Origin of the sequence: Caballeronia eucalypticola (assembly GCF_047608185.1) — a bacterium.
Classification (GTDB): Bacteria; Pseudomonadota; Gammaproteobacteria; order Burkholderiales; family Burkholderiaceae; genus Caballeronia.
In genome coordinates this window covers 61,820-79,419 of sequence record NZ_JBLKRU010000019.1, presented here as the reverse complement: position 1 = coordinate 79,419, position 17,600 = coordinate 61,820, and the positions used below count along the sequence as shown (strand labels likewise).

Below are 17,600 nucleotides of genomic sequence, written 5' to 3'. Positions count from 1 at the left end.
TATTCAGCCCACGCCGCCAGCGCGATCTTGAGGTGAGTACAGCCCAGCGACTGCTGCAGGGTCCGGGCGGCCACCAGGCAACGCCGGGATCGACTACCAGGAGGCCCGCTCTCCGGGAAGACCCGTTGAGATCAGAACGGATACTGACGCTCCGTTGTCTGAACGGTGACCCAGCGCAGTTCACTAAATGCCTCAATTCCAGCGCGGCCGCCAAAACGTCCCCAACCACTACCCTTCACTCCACCGAACGGCATCTGCGGCTCGTCATGTACCGTCGCGCTATTGATATGGCAGATGCCCGACTCTATGCGCCTGGCGACGCGCCATCCCTTCGCCAGGTCTCGCGTGAACACGGCAGCGCAAAGGCCGTATGGATTGTCGTTCGCGCAGGCAACCGCCTCGTCCTCTCCATCGACGCGTACGATCGCCTTCACTGGACCGAACGTTTCTTCAGAGAATATCCGCATCGACGGCGTCACGTAATCGATGAGAGTGGCAGGCATCAAGGTTGTGTCGGATTTGCCACCACAAATAATTTTTGCTCCTTTTGCGACAGCGTCGTCTATTAGCTCATTGCATCGCACCACGGTAGACATGTCGACCACTGAGCCAAGCACCGTGGGACCTTCTCTCGGGTCGCCAAGCGGTAAGGCGCGGGCTTTGGTAGCGAGCATGTCGATGAACCTGTCGGCAATAAGGCGATCCACGACGATGCGCTCAGTCGACATGCAGATTTGGCCGGAATTTGCGAACGCACCAAACACGGCACCTTTGACCGCAGCATCCAGATCAGCATCCGCAAGTACAAGCAACGGCGCCTTGCCTCCAAGTTCGAGCACTGACGGTTTGAGATGTTTCGCGCACGTACCCGCGATGATTCGGCCAACATGCGTCGAACCAGTGAAATTCACACGCTTCACCGCAGGGTGGGCGATCATCGCGTCCACCACTGCCGCGGCGTCCTGAGGGGCGTTGGTCAAAAAGTTCACAACCCCTCTCGGAAACCCCGCCTCCTGGAACGCTTGAACGATCAGCCCGTGCGTCGCCGGACAGATCTCGCTACTCTTGAGGACCACGGTGTTTCCGCATGCCAAAGGCACTGCAATCGCACGGACACCGAGTATCACCGGTGCGTTCCATGGCGCAATCCCCAGCACGACGCCTGCGGGTTGTCGGAGGGCAGTGGCGATATTGCCAGGCACGTTTGAAGGGATAACCTCGCCACTGATCTGAGTCGTCAACGACGCAGCCTCAAGCAGCATGCCGGCTGCCAGATGGACGTTAAAATCAGCCCACATCGACGACGCACCGGTCTCCGCAGCCATGGCTGCTGCAATGTCGTTTGCGCGCGCCTCCAAAGCGTGTGCGGCTTTTATCAACAGCGTACGGCGCTCTTCCGGCCCACTTCCGGACCAGCGCTGGAAGGCCGCAGCGGCCGCTTCCACTGCCGCAGTAGCATCTTCCACAGTTGCCGCTGGCGCCGTGGTAGCGATGCTTCCGTCAAGCGGATTGGCTCGCGTGAACGTCCCACCTGCATGGGCTTCGACAGACTCGCCATTGATCAACATCGAGATGGTAGTCATGAGATATCAAGTAGACGTCGTGTTAGGTGATTACCGCAGTATGCGTATGTTTTTCGGTCCACGCCTCGATCCCAATATCCTAGAGGCCATGTTTCTCGCATAGCACGTTAGAGAACATGCCCCCATCAGTGGGGATGTTTGTGCCACGGATCCAGGCAGCTTCGTCAGAGAGCAGGAAAGCGACAACCGGTGCAATATCAGCGGGTGTACCCGGACGATCCATCGTTCGCATGTCCTCTTCAACCCGGGCGCCAAGTGTCTCTACAAAATCTTTGAGGATTGGCGTGTCCACGGGGCCTGGGCTCACCGCGTTCATCCTGATTCCGCGAGCACGCCACGTCCAGCGGTTTTGCATCGTCCAGACGATTAGCGCTTCTTTGGAAAACGAGTAGCTACGCGCACCTTCAATTTCGTAAGCATGACAAAATCCCTGGACGTCTGCGAAATCAATACTAGCGCTTGCATCAATTGCCTCTTTTCCGTCTGCCCATCCAAGGCCGGCGAGACTTGCGAGATTGACGATCGAAGCCCCGTCAGCGAACTTGGGCAAGAGTTGCTGCGTGAGGTATTTCAGGCCAACGAGGTTGACCTTGATCACCTCGACTGCGGGACGGGTGGGTGGCAGGCCCGCAATGTTGGCCAATCCGTTGATCTCTTGAGGAAGGCTCCGGATCAACTGATCGATCGACTCTTTGTCCGAAAGATCCGCCTGAAAAAATGTCCCGATTGGATTGACGGGTCGAACGATGTCGACCGATAGAACGTGCGCGCCTCGTGCCGCAGCGAACACCGCGGTAGCAGCGCCTATCCCGGACGCAGCCCCCGTCACGACGATTTTTTTCCCTTCAAGCATAGGAAGTTTTCCTTAATTGAATATTGATTGGACATCAAAATTTATGCCGTATGCCCGCCATGAGGATTGCCTGCGTGTTGCTGCTCGAAGGTGCGTTTCCAAAAATCACGGCAATGGCGCGTGGGCCGCTCGCCTTGATCAGATCGCTGTACACGTACACGTCCGTACGCACGGAAAACGCATAATCCGCACTGAGCTGGCCACCATTCCAGTGCACGCCGGAATTCGCGGAAACGCCACCGTAGTTGCCACGTGTGTACAGGTAACTGGCGGATAACAGTACGGAGGGATTGAGCTGATAGTTCAGCGTTGCATTGCCGTTATCGAGGTGCAGCGAGGTCTGATCCAGATACCGATAGTTGACATCGGTGAGCATGACATTCAGCTTGAATGCACCCAGGGTGTAAGAGCCGCCAGCACCATAGGTGCGTTGTCGGTCAACCCCGACCTTTGTGCTCAACGGGCTAGTATGAAAGAGCTGGAACGGTGCGGCGGAGTAATCGTCTGTAACCGCGCCGTTGGCGTTGGCGGTCCCAGGCTGGTTGAGACTGGTATAGGTGAGCGCAAAATAAAGCGGCCCGCGGTTATATCCGGCACCGAAACTCATCGCCCGATTTTGCTGATTGTCGCCTGCCTCGTTGCTCAGCGCATACAGCCCTTCAAACCGCATCCCGCTCAGCACCGGGCTTACATACTTGATCGAGTTGTTATACCGGTACGACCCAAAGGCGTTGTCATTGTCTCCTACATCTACACCCAGTCCACCGCCCCCACTTGCCGGAACCAACTGGGTCAGAAAATCCCAGTTCATATCGTATTGACGACCGAAGGTGATCGTACCGAGTCGACGATCGCTCAACCCGACCCAAGCCTGCCGGCCGAACTCCCGGCCGCCCTGCTTCAATGCACCGGTATTGACATTAAAGCCGTTTTCCAATGTCGCGACGGCAGACAGGCCATCGCCCAGGTTCTCGGAGACCTTGAAGCCGAAACGGTCGTCATTCATGGCGCCGCTGAACATCTGCACCTGCCTTTTGCCGCCGGCATTGCTCACGTATTCGATCCCATCGGAAATGATGCCGTAGAGAGTGACACTGCTTTGGGCGTAGGCCCCTGAATAGATCGTCATCGCACCGAAGACGCACAGCATTTTTCCACGCATCACTGTCTCCATTTATTAGTTATCCTATTTATAATGTTAGCTATTTACACAGCTTCGTTCATCTTGCTACTACCCGGCTGACTGGGTCACAGGATGCGTCTTCCGTTTATCGGATGAGGCGAGAAACATCTTCAGCATGAAAGTAAGCACGGCAACCAGCACCAGCGGACAGGCGGCTGCCAGGAAGAGTTGCCCACTGCTGAGTATGGGCAGGAGCAAACCACCAATAAAAGGCCCCAGAATGGAACCGATCTTGGCGATGCCGATCGCCCAGCCCACTCCATTCGCGCGGATATGAGTCGGATAGAGGGAGCCCACCACGCCATGCAGACATGTTTGCGCGCCGAAGGCGAAACACCCGGCGAGAAAAGTCATTGGCACCAGCAGTCCACTCGCCCCGCCCAGCATCCCGATCGCGGCAACTGTGGGAAACGCCAGAACTGCCATGGCACCTACCGCAAGCAAACCGAACCTGTCGGCAAACCAACCGCCAATCACCCCGCCCACCGCGCTCCCCGCAAATAGCGAGGCGGTGGCGAGCGCGGCCGAACCTCGTGTCAGCCCGATGGCTTCGACAACGACCGGCATCCAGCTCACGAGCGAAAACACCGTGATGGAATTGGCCACATAAATCAGCCACATCATCGGCGTGATCGCGCCGAGTGGACCGCGGAAGAGATCTGCCAGCCGCCCCGGACCTTCGACACTGCTGGCGTCCGGCACCACTTGCGCTTCTGTCCCAAGTTGAAGGTCGGGCCGCAGATAGGTTGCGACCTTGACGGCTTGTGCTCGCTTGAGCGGCAGTGTGACGAGATAGCGCAGCGACTCCGGCAGTAGCAATGCAAACGCCAGCCCGGTGATCAAGGACAGGCCGCCGCCCGCGAAGAACAGCATGCGCCAGCCATATGCCGGAACGATATAGATTGCCGCGACCCCGGCGACGATGCCACCTCCCGAGTAACCCGCGAAGATCGCTCCAACGGCCGTGATACGCCGAGCCCGCGGCACGAACTCGGTAATCAGCGCAACGGCATTGGGGACGGCGCCACCCAGGCCGAGAGTGGCAAAAAACCTTAAGACAAGCAGTTGGTTGGCCGATTGCGCGAAACCGGTTGCCGCAGTCAATACGCCGAAACTCAAGGCTCCCAGCATCATGGCGCGTTTGCGGCCCACCCTGTCGCCGAGTCGACCGAACACCACCGATCCAACCAGCAACCCGAACATGCCCGCACTGAACAGCAGGCCCATCGAAGCGCTGCTGAGCTGCCACGCCTTGATTAGCGAAGGAGCCGCATACGACAAGGCCGACACATCGTAGGAATCGCACACCATTAGCAAGAAACACAGTGCAATGATTTTCAACACTGGCCGACCAATGCCTGCACCTTCCACAATCTCCGTGACGGTATAGCTGCTTTGCGCTGCCATGTTGCTTGTCTCCATTTTTTTTCGTTGCTTCGGATCGACCAGAAAGGTCTAGGCCCCCGCGAGCCCGCGTCTAGGCCGCGACACCGTTCTTCACCGGTACACGAATGTGGGCTCCCTGCTGCTGCAGGGTTTTCTGCAGATCCCGGATGTCCACCTGTTCCGGGTCGACCCCTGCGTTCGCAGCCAGCGCCGCACCCACGCCGGCAGCATGGCCGGTCAACCAGCACTGCGGAATTTCGCGCATGAAGGTATGGGAGGAAGCGTCTGCGGAAAGGTGGCGCCCCGCCACGATCAGGCCTGCCGTCGAACGTGGCAGGAGGCTGCCGTACGGCACCGACACGCTGGCGAATTTGGGCGCGAGACTGGGGCTTACGCCGACCTCGTCGTCGTGCACCACACCGCTGCGCCAGTCGTCGCGCGAGAGCACCCGCCGCCCTTCCAGTCGCCGACTTTGCCGCACGCCGATTTGCGGCGCCGTCAAGGCGACCCAGGCGTTCTGATAGCCCGGAGCATGCGCGCGGTAATACGCAAGCAGCTCGGCCATCTTGTCGCGCGAACGCAGTTCCACCTCGGTCAGATCCTGAATGTCGAGCGCATCGTAACCAGCGAAGCGCGGACCCATGAACACGGACACGTCGTTGCGCCAGGCCGCAACCGGCATTTCGAACAGGCTCAAATCGGCACGTGCGCGCTTCGAGAACGCGGCAAATTCGTCTGAGCGGCGGAAGCTCAGCCACTTTTCGTTGTCCACGCCGGCACACAACCACGACGTGTTGATGCATTGGTGAATGCTGGTTTCCTCGAAATCGGCGGCTGACGATTCACCGGCGCTCGCGAATATATCGCCGTCGCCCGTCGTGTCGACCACGATTTTCGCGAGTACCGCAAAGCGGCCCTGTTTACTCTCGAACACCACGCCTTTCAGCCGGCCGTCTTCCACCACGGCAGCCGATGCCCAGGCATGAAACAGAATCTCTGCGCCTGCTTCTCTCACGGTTTGCAGCGACACCTGCTTGAGCTGCTCGGGATCGATCATCGGGGCCCACGTCACGATATCGTGGAAGGCGGAGAATCGCGGCTTCCACTGCGCGACCACCTGCGCATCCCGGCTCCCCCACGCGGACTGATCGGGGCCTAGCATCGCGCCGGATGGCAGGCGATCCAGCAATTCACCGCCCAGTCCCGCGATGACGAGCTTGCCGTCCCAATCGGTCATCCGGTCTATCCAGATCACCAGCCCGCCGGTCGAGAGTCCGCCGAGATGGTTGTACCTCTCGACCAGCAACACCCTCGCACCCAGCCTCGCAGCAGCGATCGCCGCCGTGGTCCCGGAGGGGCCGCCGCCGACCACCAGTACGTCGACATCGTGCGTCACCGCAACCTGCCGCGCCGGTTCCGCGATCGCTCCCAGCGTCTGGCGCACGCTGCGCTGCCGCCCCGCGGTGATTTCCTCGACATAGACGGCGCTCGCTTCACTGTGTGTGCCCATGCTCGATCATTCCTTTGTGATGATTGGATTGTTGGTCTGCAAACCCATGACGGGTGGTATTACCAGCCGCTTGCGCTTCAGACATCGCGCCCGAGATAGGCTCCGTGTCCGACAAGTTTTTGTTGCAGCGTGTCGATGCTGATCTGATGGGTGGTGCATTGGCTGTCGATGGCGAGCGCTGCCGCTGTGCCAGCCGCCTGCCCCATCACGAAACACGCGCCCGACACGCGTGCCGCCGACTGCCCTTCATGGCTCATGGATGCGCAGCGACCCGCCACCAACACGTTGTTCAGGGTACGCGGGAGCAGCATCCGATAAGGCAGATGATTGAAGCCGCGTGAGTCCGGAACAGGCTGCCAGCGGAAGATCACATCGCCGGCTTCGTGCAGTTCCAGCGGCCAACCGTTCACACCGATGGTGTCGTCGAAGCTCGCGCATTGCAGTACGTCCGATTCGGTCAACTGGTATTGCCCCACCAGGCGCCGCGTTTCGCGCACGCCGATTTGCGGTGGGATATCGACGATGTAAGACGTCTCAAATCCGGGTGTCGCCTTGATGAACTGGTAGGCCTGCGACACCTGGCGGCGGCCCTCTGTTTCGCCGGCACTGAACTGCGCGGCATCGGTTCCGTCGACCGCGGAGCCATCGGCATTGGCCAATTGCGTGACATTCACACGCCACTCGATGTTGTTGCGTTGCGGCTTGATGATGGGTGTCTTGCGAGGGAACCTGGCGCCGGCCTTCTCCGCTTCAGCCATCCGGGCCGCGACCTGCGCCGAGGCATCCTTTGCTCGAGAGGCGTCCACGCCATTCAAGCGAAACATCAGGGACGGATACAAGGTATTGCCCGAGGCGTCGCCTCGTTCGAATCCGGCGCCCGCCCACGCCGCCAGATCAGCGTCGCCAGAGCAATCGATAAACATTCGGGCAAGCACGATGCCCCTGCCCGATTTCGTCTCCACGATCAGACCCCGCACCGTTTCGGGATCAGCCATGATCACGCCCACGGCCAAGGCATGAAACAGTAGCTCTACGCCGCTGCTTAACAGCAGCTCGTCGGCGGCCAGTTTGAAGGCGGCCGTATCGTACGCACGTCCATAGGTTTTATTAAAGATCAGATGCGGGTCATTCAGGCCGCCGAGTCGCGCTATGCCGGCCAGCAGGTCATCGGCGACGCCATGCACGACCTGCCGGATATCGCCGAATACGTTGGCATAGAGACCACAAAAATTGGTCACACCTGCCGCCGTGCCCATACCGCCCAGGAATCCGTAGCGCTCCACCAGCAGCACGGATTGTCCGCTGCGCGCGGCAGCGGACGCAGCGGCGATTCCCGCCGGCCCTCCTCCTAGTACCACCACATCGAACTCGCCGACGATCATGGTCTCGCGTGCGGCTTCCACCGCGGTACGCGCAGCTTTGAAGGACAACATATCCAGTCTCCCGATGATTTTGATTTCGTGTGTGGATCTCATGTTAGTCTCACGATAAAGGAGCTACAATCACCTAAATCGAACGCATATTTATGCCAATTCACGAATAATCATGGATCTCCTCGAGAATCTGCGCGCGCTCGTACTGGTGGCTGAGCACGAAAGTTTTTCGCTCGCGGCGCGCGAACTGGGACTATCTCCGTCGGTTGTGATCAAGCGCGTCAATGCCGCCGAATGGCAACTGCGCACCGAGGTATTCAGGCGCACCACGAGGCGTGTCACGGCCACTGAGGCCGGCCAACCCGTCATACTGAAAGCGCAAACCCTCGTGCACGACTTCGATGAACTACTAGCCGCCATGCGCAATGAGCGGATCGAACCGGCGGGGACTGGAGCATTACGGGTGACGATTGCGCTGGAACTGGCGACCTTCGGCCTGGACGAGATGCTGAGTGCCTTTTTGCAGCGCCACGCCAGGCTCAGAATGGAGGTGGTATGGCTGGATAGAGCGGTCAACCCTGAGGCAGAAGGGTTCGATCTGGCCATCGATCTGCAGTTGCTGTCCTACCCGCGGGTCACGGAAATGGCGTTGATGTCCTTGCCCTCCGCGCTGGTCGCGGCGCCCGCCTTTCTCGATACGGCAGAGCGCCCCATTCATCCGCGGGATCTGCAGAAACACCCGATCCTAGCGCTCGAATCAACGGGACGACGATGGGCATTTCGCGGCCCGAATCGGATTGTGACGGTGGAGGTCACGCCGCGATTCATTACAGCAGATGCATGCAGCGTTCTGGACGCGGTGATCGACGCTCAGGGAATCGCGCTATTGCCACAATATCTTGCGCAGCCAGCGCTCGATTCGGGCCGTCTGGTCCGGTTGCTGGGCGACTATCCGCCGGTGGAGGCTTGCATGATGGCGAGGGTGCCAGATGCCAAAGCGTCGCAGCCATGGGTGCAAAACCTGCTCGCATGGCTTGTGCTCAGGCTGGCAGACGCTCCAACGCGCCCTGCGTGAGGATGCAAACTGTGAGGCAGGTGATTCTCCTTAAATGCTGTCGCGATCAAGGGCCTCTTTGAGTACGTCGAGCAACGCCAGCAGCGCCACGTCGCCAACGCGGTGCTTAGGGATAACCGCCCTGATTTCCAGGAGCGGTACCTCCCAGTCACTCAATACCCGCTCTAGGGTGCCAGCTTCCAATGCGGCCTGCACGACATAGTCCGGCAACAGCACTAGGCCATTGCCGGCAAGTGCCGCGGATAGCAGTGCACGCAAATCGTTGGAGGTATATTTGGGCCGGTGCACTATGCTTACCTGCGCACCATTTTTTTCGAATACCCATTGTGCCTGGGCAGGAAAAAAAGTCAGGCAATCGTGATCGGCCAGTTGTTTGGGATGGCTCAGCTGCTCCCGCGCACGAAGATAATGTGGCGCCGCACATAGCACCTGGCGAAGTGGGCACAGCACCTCTTCCATAACACCGCCGGGATGCAGTTGAACCACACCGATGGCCAGGTCATAGCCCTCTTCGACTGGACTGATGTGTCGGTCGATCAGCGCGATGTCGAGGTCGACATTCGGATAGATTCGCTGAAACTTCAAGAATGCCGGCCGCAACCGGAAGGTTGCTAGCGCTGTCGGCACCTTGATCTTAAGTTTGCCCTGAATCACGTGCGGGTCCATCACCGCGGCGGTGCCACGTAACAGCAGATCCAGTTCGCCGAGCAGCTGTTTGGCGCGCTCTGCATGAAGACTGGCAAGCGGCGTCGGCACGACCGAGCGCGTGGTGCGAATAAACAGGGGCTCACCGATTTCGCCTTCCAGCTCCTGGATCCTCTTGGTGAGTACCGAGGGCACGACGTTGATTTCTCGTGCTGCAGCCGAAAAGGATCCGCATTTCATGGTAGTGACGTAAGCGCGCAAACCGAGTATTCGATCCATGTCTCGAGTGCCTGTTCAAAGTTTGATGCTGTTTTGCGCGAGCCGCGCAGCACAGATGTCTTCTTGCCGACGATTGTGCATAACTCCGCGATCAAAGAGTCGGCCGCGTTAGCCCGGGCGACTGCTAATGGTGTGTGCTCCGAGCGGCGGAACGCGCGGTTCCCTCCTATCCGACATCGACGTTAGAACAACGGTCGATGTGATTTGCACGTCGTACACCGTTTCGTAACGATTCGCTTCCGCGTTCCGCGCGCGGCTTTTTACTTAAGTCCTGGCCTGCCCGCCGATGAGTTGCGGGATCCGACGGTGGCATCAATGCCTCCCGTAGTCAGCCATTCCGTAATCATAGACGCTCCCAGTAATCGCACACGCCCTTGCCCGCAAGACGTGGCATATCTCTCATAGCGGGTATGCACCACCTGCCATGAGCTGAGCGCCGTTAAGTTCAAACTTCGGGCTGAGGAATTGAGATTGCCCCGGCATCGCCGCAGTTGTGCCGTAGGTGGCTCGTGTCTATCGTCGCCCCTTTCCTTCCCGCAACCTGTGACAAAGAACTTTTCAACCCATGCCTCAAGATGTACAGCCGCGCAACGGCGGCCAAATCCCGGTCCACCCGCTTGTGCGCAACGCGGTCGACACCGTCTACTGTGTGCCTGGCAAGCGCTTCGCGCCGAGCAGCGAGAAGCTCATGGATCGCGTCTTCGACGAGGCTGAACAGGTTGCCGCCTTCGGTCACGCGGCAACCGGGCAAACCCGCAAGGGTCTTGCGCGCGGTGCGGCCATTCAGTGCCCGCCAAAGCGGGCAAGGTTTTGTACCAATCGTAAATCGCGGGCGCTCTTCTACTTCTCGCCGGTCAGTTGCATCCAGTTGCGATGCGCGAATCCAGCTTTGACCTGTTCGTTGAGTCCGCAATTCTCCAGAAACCGCCTTGCGTTGTGGCCAGGGCGACATTGGTAAGGAAAGTCAGTCGAGAAGAGCAGGCGATCAGCGCCGACAATGGCAGTGGCACGCTCCAGGTAATGAGGCAGAAACATACCGCTAGCCGTGACGTAGAGATTTTTCTGTAGGTAGCTCGCAATCGGCTGGGCCAAACCGGATACCCTGTCCATTGCGGCCAAACGCTCGGCATAGAACAGCACCACTTCCCCCCAATGACCGAGAATCACCTGAAGGCCCGGCATGCGATCGAACGTGCCGGCGAGCACGAGACGAAGGAACTGGATGCCTGCGTCGTAGTGCCAGCCGAGGCCGTAGGTGGCGAAAGCCGCGTCAACCTCGGGTGTGAAGCCCGAGTAGTAGGCAGCCCTCACGGCGGCATCAGGCACACGGGGATGGATCAGTATCGGAGCGCCTAGTGCTTGCGCACTTTGAAAGATGGGCGAAAGGCTCGGGTCATCGAGATGGCGCTGGCCCACTTTCCCGCACAACACCGTTCCTTTGAAGCCCAGCGTCCTGACGCAACGCTCCAGTTCGAGAGCCGCCTCTTCCGGCATGGACACGGGCAATGTGGCCATGGCCTGGAAGCGTGTCGGATGGTGCGCAACCACCTCAGCAAGAGCGTCGTTGGTTCGATGCGCTATATTGATGCTTTCCGACCCAAGGTCGTGAAGCGCGGGAGTTGTCAACGACAAGACCTGCACATCCAGTCCGGTTTCGTCCATCAGCGAGAGTCGATCTTGCGCGAGATCAAGCAGGCGCCCTTCGATCGTGCCGGAATGAAACGCCACGCTCGGATCGGTCACATCCAAGCCGATGGCATTCCAGGCATCGCGAATTTCCGACGTCAGAAAATGCTCTTCAATTCCGATCAGTTTCATGGCTGAGCCTCCGTTCACCACAGGACAGTGCGGCCCATGCGGTCGAGGTACTCCAGGCCAGGCTTTCCCCGCTTCGAGAGCAGCGTGTTCACGATGTCAGGAATGGTTTCCTCAAGGCCGAACGGCGCGTTCGGACCGCCCAATGCCGTGCGAATCCAGCCCGGAGCCATCAGCACCAAGGCGCGTGGCTCACTTGCATGGCGAGCAGCGTAGCTTCGCATGTACTGGTTCAGAGCCGACTTGCTGCCGCGATAGACTTCAAACCCACCGTTAGTATTGTTGGCTATGCTGCCCTGTCCCGACGACATGACGCCAATGAGGCCGTCGGGGGGGACAAGATCCTGCAGCGCCTCGACGATACGCATAGGGCCAAGTGCATTCGTGACCATCACGCGGATGAACTCCTCGGTGGATACTTCAGCGATGGTGTCATTCGGATTCGCATTGGCGGTGCCGGCGTTCACGAACAGGATGTCGAACACCCGGCCCGACAAGCGGGCACGGAGTGCCGCGATCTGCTCCGGTTGGCAGATGTCGACGGACTCGACCTCGACGCGGCCCTGGCTCTCGTCGGCCAGGTCATGCAGTTGAGTTCGGCCTTCGATCGGCCGCGTGGTGCCGACGACATTCCACCCCTTTTTCAAGAGTTCGGCGGCCATGGCGTGTCCGAGACCACGCGATGCGCCGATGAGCAGAATGGCCGGGGTCTTATCGTCACTTGAGTGTTTCATCAAAGTTCCTTGAGATCGGACAGTCCTGATTCTGGTGGAGAAAAATTCATTGCACCAGACGCGTGGGATGCAATAATCGATTGCATCGGAATGAACGAATAGTCAAATGCAGGGGGGCGACTTGACATGCAAGACGTGGACTTGAATCTCCTCACCGCGCTGGATGTATTGCTCGCCGAGTGCAGCGTGACCAAGGCAGCGCACCGACTCGGCTTGAGCCCCTCCGCCATGAGCAGAACGCTTTCGAGACTACGGATAGCGACAGGGGATCAACTGCTCGTGCTAGCGGGGAGGACGCTGGTTCCGACACCGTATGCCGAGCAACTCAGTGAGCACGTCCATGAACTTGCCCGAAACGCCAGGGCCGTGCTTCAACCCGCCAACAGCACCTTGGACGTTGCCACACTGGAGCGGACGTTCACGATTCGTGCGAATGATGGCTTCGTCGAACTGGTCGGCGCATCGCTCATGGCGGCGATCACCCAAACCGCGCCCGACGTCCGTATCCGGTTCGTATCGAAGCCTGACAAGGATGCACGGCCGCTTCGGGAAGGCATGATTGACCTAGAGGTCGGCGTACTCGGAACCGCCGCGCCGGAACTGAAAACGCGGTTGCTGTTTCGGGATCGGTTCGTGGGTATTTGTCGAGCTGGGCACCCTCTTTTGACAAGGGTGACTGCGAAACGCTACGCCAGTTATCAGCACGTGGTGGTGTCGCGCAAACGGCAATTCTCCGGCCCGGTTGACGACGCGTTGGGCCAATTGGGTCTGCGCAGGACCATTGCCATGGTCGTGCTAACCTATGCCAATGCGATGCAGATCGCACGCCACTCGGATCTTCTCGGACTTGTCCCGCATTCATGCCTTGGCAGTGCCTTGCTGGGCGGTCATGCGGGTAGTGCGGGCGTCGAGCTCTTTGAACTCCCGGTACGAACGCCCGAGATCAGAGTGTCGGCCATTTGGCATCCTCGCCTCCATGCTGATCCTGCCCATCGCTGGCTGCGCGATACCATCTTTGCTATTTGCAAAAATGCGGCCCCATAAGCCAGTCATCACTACACGCGCTTTAGGCAAGCTGTTGTCATGGACCGCAGTTCGGAATCTTGATGCGGTGAGCTGACATCAATTACGGCCGTACTGTCACGCGAGCTGAACAGCGGGCGTCGCCGGTAAGCGAGGCCAGACTGGCCTGTTACAAATTCTCGTAAACCCACCGCACGCAGTACTTCGCTATCGTGGGGGCATGAACGAAGAAGACCACCCCCGATTGCCTCCCGCCGCACAGGCCTACCCGGCGCGCCGAGGGCACCCAATGACACTCGCGGATCATCATTCGCCACTCGCGTGCATCAGCGTCACCGACCTTGCGCAAAAATGAGGTGCAAGCACCGTTCGATCGTGCGCGCCGCTCTATCATTAACGCCTTCTTCGACTACGACCTCTTTGTCGTCGGTGAGGTACAAGCTTTTGGAGCCTTCGAGTTGGCTCTGAAACATCGCCTCAATGGTCGTGGTAAATGTTCGCGATAACGGATTCCATGTCAATGAGGCGCCCCGCCTGCACTGCATCAACATGCTGTGGAAGCAGCTTGCTCCGACGAACTGAAATCAGTTTCTCCGCAACACTTAGCGCCTTTCACGGCATTTCGGATATCCACTCGCCCGGCATGGACCTCGAAGGTAATAGAAGCCTGTGCCCTCTGGATCAACTACGTTTATTCGCCACAATCCGAATAAGCGATAGAAAACCAGCATCAGTCTTTGAATGTAGACGGATCGCTCGGGCAACAGGCGCAGGCTCTCAGCCCGCGATCAAGGCTTCGGCATGGGACAGAAGATCACCTTGCCTTTTTTTCGAAAGTCGGCCAAACAAGAGAATTAGACGAGCCAGCTCAGCGTCGTTCGCATAGAAAAATGCCACCGGTACCCTGAGCACGGCTGCAAGACGATTGGCAAATGCGTAGTCCGCCTTATGGATACCGAGTTCATATCGGTTTATGCGAGTGCTGGCCACAAAAGCGTCCAGGCCCGCCTCAATTCCAAGCTGTTTCTGCGACAGCCCGGCCTCAAGACGAGCCTCTTTCAATCGCGCTCCAAAGACGGACGAATGTGCCGCAGACATTCAATGATAGCTCGTTACAAACGAAGCTACGAATATCGTTGCAAAACGTCGCGCTAGATACTACAATTTTCGTAGTACAAGGTGGTGGCTGGCTAATTTCAAAAGCCACGCCCGGTGGACATCGCCCTTTTTCACGAGCAAAGCAGCAAATTCAGCGTTTCGTTGTTTCATCTCGCAGCAACCAACGAGTACAGGACGAAGATAATGTCGGACGAAGTTTCACGATCCGGTCGCTGGGCCAATCTGAGCAAGCAGGAGTACGACCAGCTACTCACGCTCAACGAACAAATTGAACAGGCAGAGCAGTGGCTATATCGGCGTAGTCGTGACATGGTGACGGCGTACAGTCTGGCAGCCGCGCAAGCACGCCATGCCGACAACGGAAACTTAGACGAAGATGTAAATCTGATCGCTACCCTGCTGTTTCTGGTTCGGGAGGACCACCCAGCTTTTCTCCCAGGCCAAGATAATATCGTCGCCCGAATTGATATTCCTATCTTGCCTGCACCGGGCACCGACGAAAACTCTCCTTATCCAGACCTGAGCATGGTATCTGACTCGGCTCAACGCCTCAGCGACTGGAACCCGCTCTTGCTGAACTTATACGAACGGGTTCTGCAGCGGGACACGGCCAAACTGTTGAGCATCGGGGCACTGTGCATCGATGTCGCGCTCATCGAACAGCAATTGCGCTCCTGGTGAGCGGTGGCCCTGCGTTGAATATGCAGTGACTGTCGTAGGAATGTGCCGGGTCCGCCATCCAACGGTGCCGTCCTTATCCGCTTAGACAGGGACTCGTTGCAATCGCCAGACGACCGACTATATTTGAGAGAGGATAGTGGGTTGTGCTTTGCCTACAGATCCGGCGCCGACACCGCGTATCTCGCATCGGAGGAGCACGTAGCATGAGCATCCTGAATCTCGCTATCAGCTTAGGTATCCTATTCGGCGTTGCCAAGGGAATCCAGCTATTCACACGCCATTGCCGGGGCCGGTTCGGTCGCAGCTTCTTCACAGTCGACAGGTTCTGGCTAGCGGCGATCGCTATCAACTTCCTCTGGTGGGGGTACTATTTCTGTGTAACCGCCCCATTGCGCCACATGCCGCCGTCTGGAGGACTTACCCTCATGGCAATCGGCGTTGCCGTTGTTGCGTGGCTGATATACGAGAATGTTCGAGATACCGACCTCCTGCACGGCATCGGCGGCTCGTCTCTCCAGCTCGTGCTGTTTTTCCCCGTGGCGCTCTACGGTATTCCGCTTCTTTTGATCGCCATGCTCTTCTTGCTCTTTGTGACGTACAAGGGCGCACCCGCATGGTTCGTCGATCCATAACGACCTGAACATCAAGACATTGGACGTCGGCCGTCACGCCTTACGCCCGACCATCGACACGGGAAACTGCCCCCAGACTCTGTCCGCAAGACGCGGCTTGCCGCAATTTACGGCGCGATGGGCGCGGCCAACGTGGTCCCCGCGTCAGCGATCGAAATCCGGACTGGGGTCGTCCGGCCGATTGTCACGCTCGGGCGGCATGCGCTCCGGTCGCAGAGGCTCTTTTTGCTGTGGACGATTGATAACCGTCGGCGCATCCCGTTGCACCGGCATGGCTTGCACGAAGTCGGGAATGCCGACTGCCATCTCACGATCGAGTCTCGCAGGGGACGCTGCCATCGCCTGTGCTATTTCTCGCCACGCGGCGAATACGCCATCATGAGACTGCCATCCTGCCTGTCGCTGCTCCGAATTTGCGACAGCCTGCCAGTACATCGGCACTTCACCGCGCGCCAGCATATGCTTGACGCCCTGTTTCGGGTAACGCTGCGTGACGCCGCGCGTTCTTCGGGGTGTCGCATTCGCCTCAACGCCATGCGCGTGTAGCTGCTCAGCGAATCGCTCACGCCAGCGCCGCAGATCCTGCTTGCGCGGATTGACCCGTCGACCATCCGGTCCTCGCACCTGCACGCTCAAGTGGACATGCGGATGAGCCTCGTCGTCATGTGCGGCAAACACATAAGCGCGACCATCACCGAACTCGAGTGCCGCAAAATCGCGTGCAGCATCGCACACGGCCGGCCGGTTCGTGCCCGGCGGCATGGAAAGCAGGATATTGAATACCTCACGACGATGACTCGTTTCCGGTATCCCCCTCCCGCCGAGTTGCCAGGTTCGCGCAAGATCACGGACAGCCTCGGCACCGGCAATCCGGTCGCCGTTCTGGTCTTCCAGTTCGACCTGTCCATTGCGCGAGATATAACGCAGATGCCGCCGCACCGCGCCCATACCCTGGGCACTCGACGCCTTATTGGTGATCTTGACCATCACCTCTGGCGTGCGCCTGAGCGTCCGGGCCAACTGATCGCGCATGCGCTTAGCTTCATCAGGCATGCTCGCACTTGGGAGCCGCTGGGCACGAGCATGCTTGAACGGCTCCTGAAACAGTCGGTCGCCCCAGTTCAAAAGCATCGCATCGATGTAGACCTTCGGGTAAGCCATGTTACCGGCTCCATCGATCGAGGTTCGCGCGAATCATGGTCGCTACGGCACGCAGATGCACGTCGATCTGGTCCCGGAGTGCTCCAATATCGCGGCCCCCATTGGGTGCCGTACTCAGCGCAATCCCCTCTCGTGCGAGGTGTCCCAACCATCGGCTGATCACAGCAAGCTGCTGGTTCGAGTCCGACAGTAGCTGCATCTCGTGCACGTCAAACTGAGGTTCCCGCATCAGTTGCGCCCGGATCAGCGCGACAATCCAGTGGTTGCTGGTCAGGCCCGAGGCCTCCGCGCGTTGCTCCACCGCTTCCAACTCTGCATGCGTTACCCTGATCTCGATCCGTATGCGAGGCTCGTTAATCGCGATCCACTCAACGTCTGATTTGGCCTGCACGTCGTCAGCGTCAGCACCTAGGGCCGCCGCAATCAGCTGCCGCACGCCCTCTCCCGGCGTCAAGCCGCGGCGCATACACCAGCGATTCCAGTCTGATCGCATCCCCCCGAGTTCGACACACAGGCGCTCGCGCATACGAGAATGCACACGCATGGTT

Annotated in this window: 16 protein-coding genes; 4 read left to right on the top strand and 12 right to left on the bottom strand. The window is 58.9% G+C overall.

Annotated features, from left to right (window positions below):
- Positions 1 to 131: 131 nt before the first annotated feature.
- The 6 genes from ACMX25_RS21870 to ACMX25_RS21845 form a co-directional block, all read right to left on the bottom strand.
- Positions 132 to 1,583, bottom strand: coding sequence for an aldehyde dehydrogenase (locus ACMX25_RS21870; RefSeq protein WP_414952165.1), 1,452 nt, complete (start codon positions 1,581 to 1,583; stop codon positions 132 to 134).
- A 79-nt stretch (positions 1,584 to 1,662) separates the two neighbouring features.
- Positions 1,663 to 2,436: a coniferyl-alcohol dehydrogenase gene (locus ACMX25_RS21865; RefSeq protein ID WP_414952164.1), complete on the bottom strand. Its 774-nt coding sequence runs from the start codon at positions 2,434 to 2,436 to the stop codon at positions 1,663 to 1,665.
- Between the two features lie 34 nt (positions 2,437 to 2,470).
- Complete coding sequence (locus tag ACMX25_RS21860; protein WP_414952163.1) at positions 2,471 to 3,610, bottom strand: porin; 1,140 nt, start codon at positions 3,608 to 3,610, stop codon at positions 2,471 to 2,473.
- A 57-nt stretch (positions 3,611 to 3,667) separates the two neighbouring features.
- Positions 3,668 to 5,026 (bottom strand): MFS transporter, encoded by a 1,359-nt coding sequence (locus tag ACMX25_RS21855; RefSeq protein ID WP_414952162.1) that lies wholly within the window; start codon positions 5,024 to 5,026, stop codon positions 3,668 to 3,670.
- A gap of 70 nt (positions 5,027 to 5,096) precedes the next feature.
- The gene (locus tag ACMX25_RS21850) at positions 5,097 to 6,515 is read right to left on the bottom strand and encodes an FAD-dependent oxidoreductase (protein ID WP_414952161.1); all 1,419 of its coding nucleotides are present in this window, start codon (positions 6,513 to 6,515) and stop codon (positions 5,097 to 5,099) included.
- A gap of 77 nt (positions 6,516 to 6,592) precedes the next feature.
- Positions 6,593 to 7,948 (bottom strand): FAD-dependent oxidoreductase, encoded by a 1,356-nt coding sequence (locus ACMX25_RS21845; RefSeq protein WP_414952160.1) that lies wholly within the window; start codon positions 7,946 to 7,948, stop codon positions 6,593 to 6,595.
- A gap of 112 nt (positions 7,949 to 8,060) precedes the next feature.
- On the opposite strand from ACMX25_RS21845, the gene ACMX25_RS21840 reads away from it, so the two are divergent.
- Complete coding sequence (locus ACMX25_RS21840) at positions 8,061 to 8,963, top strand: LysR family transcriptional regulator (protein ID WP_414952159.1); 903 nt, start codon at positions 8,061 to 8,063, stop codon at positions 8,961 to 8,963.
- A gap of 30 nt (positions 8,964 to 8,993) precedes the next feature.
- On the opposite strand, the gene ACMX25_RS21835 is transcribed toward ACMX25_RS21840, so the two are convergent.
- From ACMX25_RS21835 to ACMX25_RS21825, 3 genes are all read right to left on the bottom strand, one after another.
- On the bottom strand, positions 8,994 to 9,887 hold the full coding sequence (locus ACMX25_RS21835) for a LysR family transcriptional regulator (RefSeq protein WP_414952158.1): 894 nt from the start codon (positions 9,885 to 9,887) through the stop codon (positions 8,994 to 8,996).
- An 840-nt stretch (positions 9,888 to 10,727) separates the two neighbouring features.
- Entirely contained in the window at positions 10,728 to 11,705 is a 978-nt protein-coding gene (locus ACMX25_RS21830; RefSeq protein ID WP_414952157.1) for an amidohydrolase family protein, read from the bottom strand.
- A 14-nt stretch (positions 11,706 to 11,719) separates the two neighbouring features.
- On the bottom strand, positions 11,720 to 12,436 hold the full coding sequence (locus ACMX25_RS21825; RefSeq protein ID WP_414952156.1) for an SDR family oxidoreductase: 717 nt from the start codon (positions 12,434 to 12,436) through the stop codon (positions 11,720 to 11,722).
- Positions 12,437 to 12,562: 126 nt separating this feature from the next.
- Here ACMX25_RS21825 and ACMX25_RS21820 point away from each other — a divergent pair, with 126 nt between their 5' ends.
- Positions 12,563 to 13,480, top strand: coding sequence for a LysR family transcriptional regulator (locus tag ACMX25_RS21820; protein WP_414952155.1), 918 nt, complete (start codon positions 12,563 to 12,565; stop codon positions 13,478 to 13,480).
- A 756-nt stretch (positions 13,481 to 14,236) separates the two neighbouring features.
- On the opposite strand, the gene ACMX25_RS21815 is transcribed toward ACMX25_RS21820, so the two are convergent.
- Positions 14,237 to 14,557 (bottom strand): helix-turn-helix domain-containing protein, encoded by a 321-nt coding sequence (locus ACMX25_RS21815; protein WP_031358714.1) that lies wholly within the window; start codon positions 14,555 to 14,557, stop codon positions 14,237 to 14,239.
- 114 nt (positions 14,558 to 14,671) lie between these two features.
- Here ACMX25_RS21815 and ACMX25_RS21810 point away from each other — a divergent pair, with 114 nt between their 5' ends.
- Together ACMX25_RS21810 and ACMX25_RS21805 are read left to right on the top strand one after the other, a co-directional pair.
- On the top strand, positions 14,672 to 15,259 hold the full coding sequence (locus ACMX25_RS21810) for a hypothetical protein (RefSeq protein WP_414952154.1): 588 nt from the start codon (positions 14,672 to 14,674) through the stop codon (positions 15,257 to 15,259).
- A 203-nt stretch (positions 15,260 to 15,462) separates the two neighbouring features.
- Positions 15,463 to 15,891 (top strand): hypothetical protein, encoded by a 429-nt coding sequence (locus tag ACMX25_RS21805; protein ID WP_414952153.1) that lies wholly within the window; start codon positions 15,463 to 15,465, stop codon positions 15,889 to 15,891.
- Between the two features lie 144 nt (positions 15,892 to 16,035).
- Here the strand turns inward: ACMX25_RS21805 and ACMX25_RS21800 are convergent, their stop codons facing one another.
- Both ACMX25_RS21800 and ACMX25_RS21795 read right to left on the bottom strand, forming a co-directional pair.
- Positions 16,036 to 17,052 carry a relaxase/mobilization nuclease domain-containing protein gene (locus tag ACMX25_RS21800; RefSeq protein WP_414952152.1) on the bottom strand — a complete coding sequence of 339 codons (1,017 nt, stop codon included), beginning with the start codon at positions 17,050 to 17,052 and terminating at the stop codon, positions 16,036 to 16,038.
- Between the two features lies 1 nt (position 17,053).
- On the bottom strand, positions 17,054 to 17,596 hold the full coding sequence (locus ACMX25_RS21795) for a plasmid stabilization protein (protein WP_414952151.1): 543 nt from the start codon (positions 17,594 to 17,596) through the stop codon (positions 17,054 to 17,056).
- Between the last annotated feature and the right edge of the window lie 4 nt (positions 17,597 to 17,600).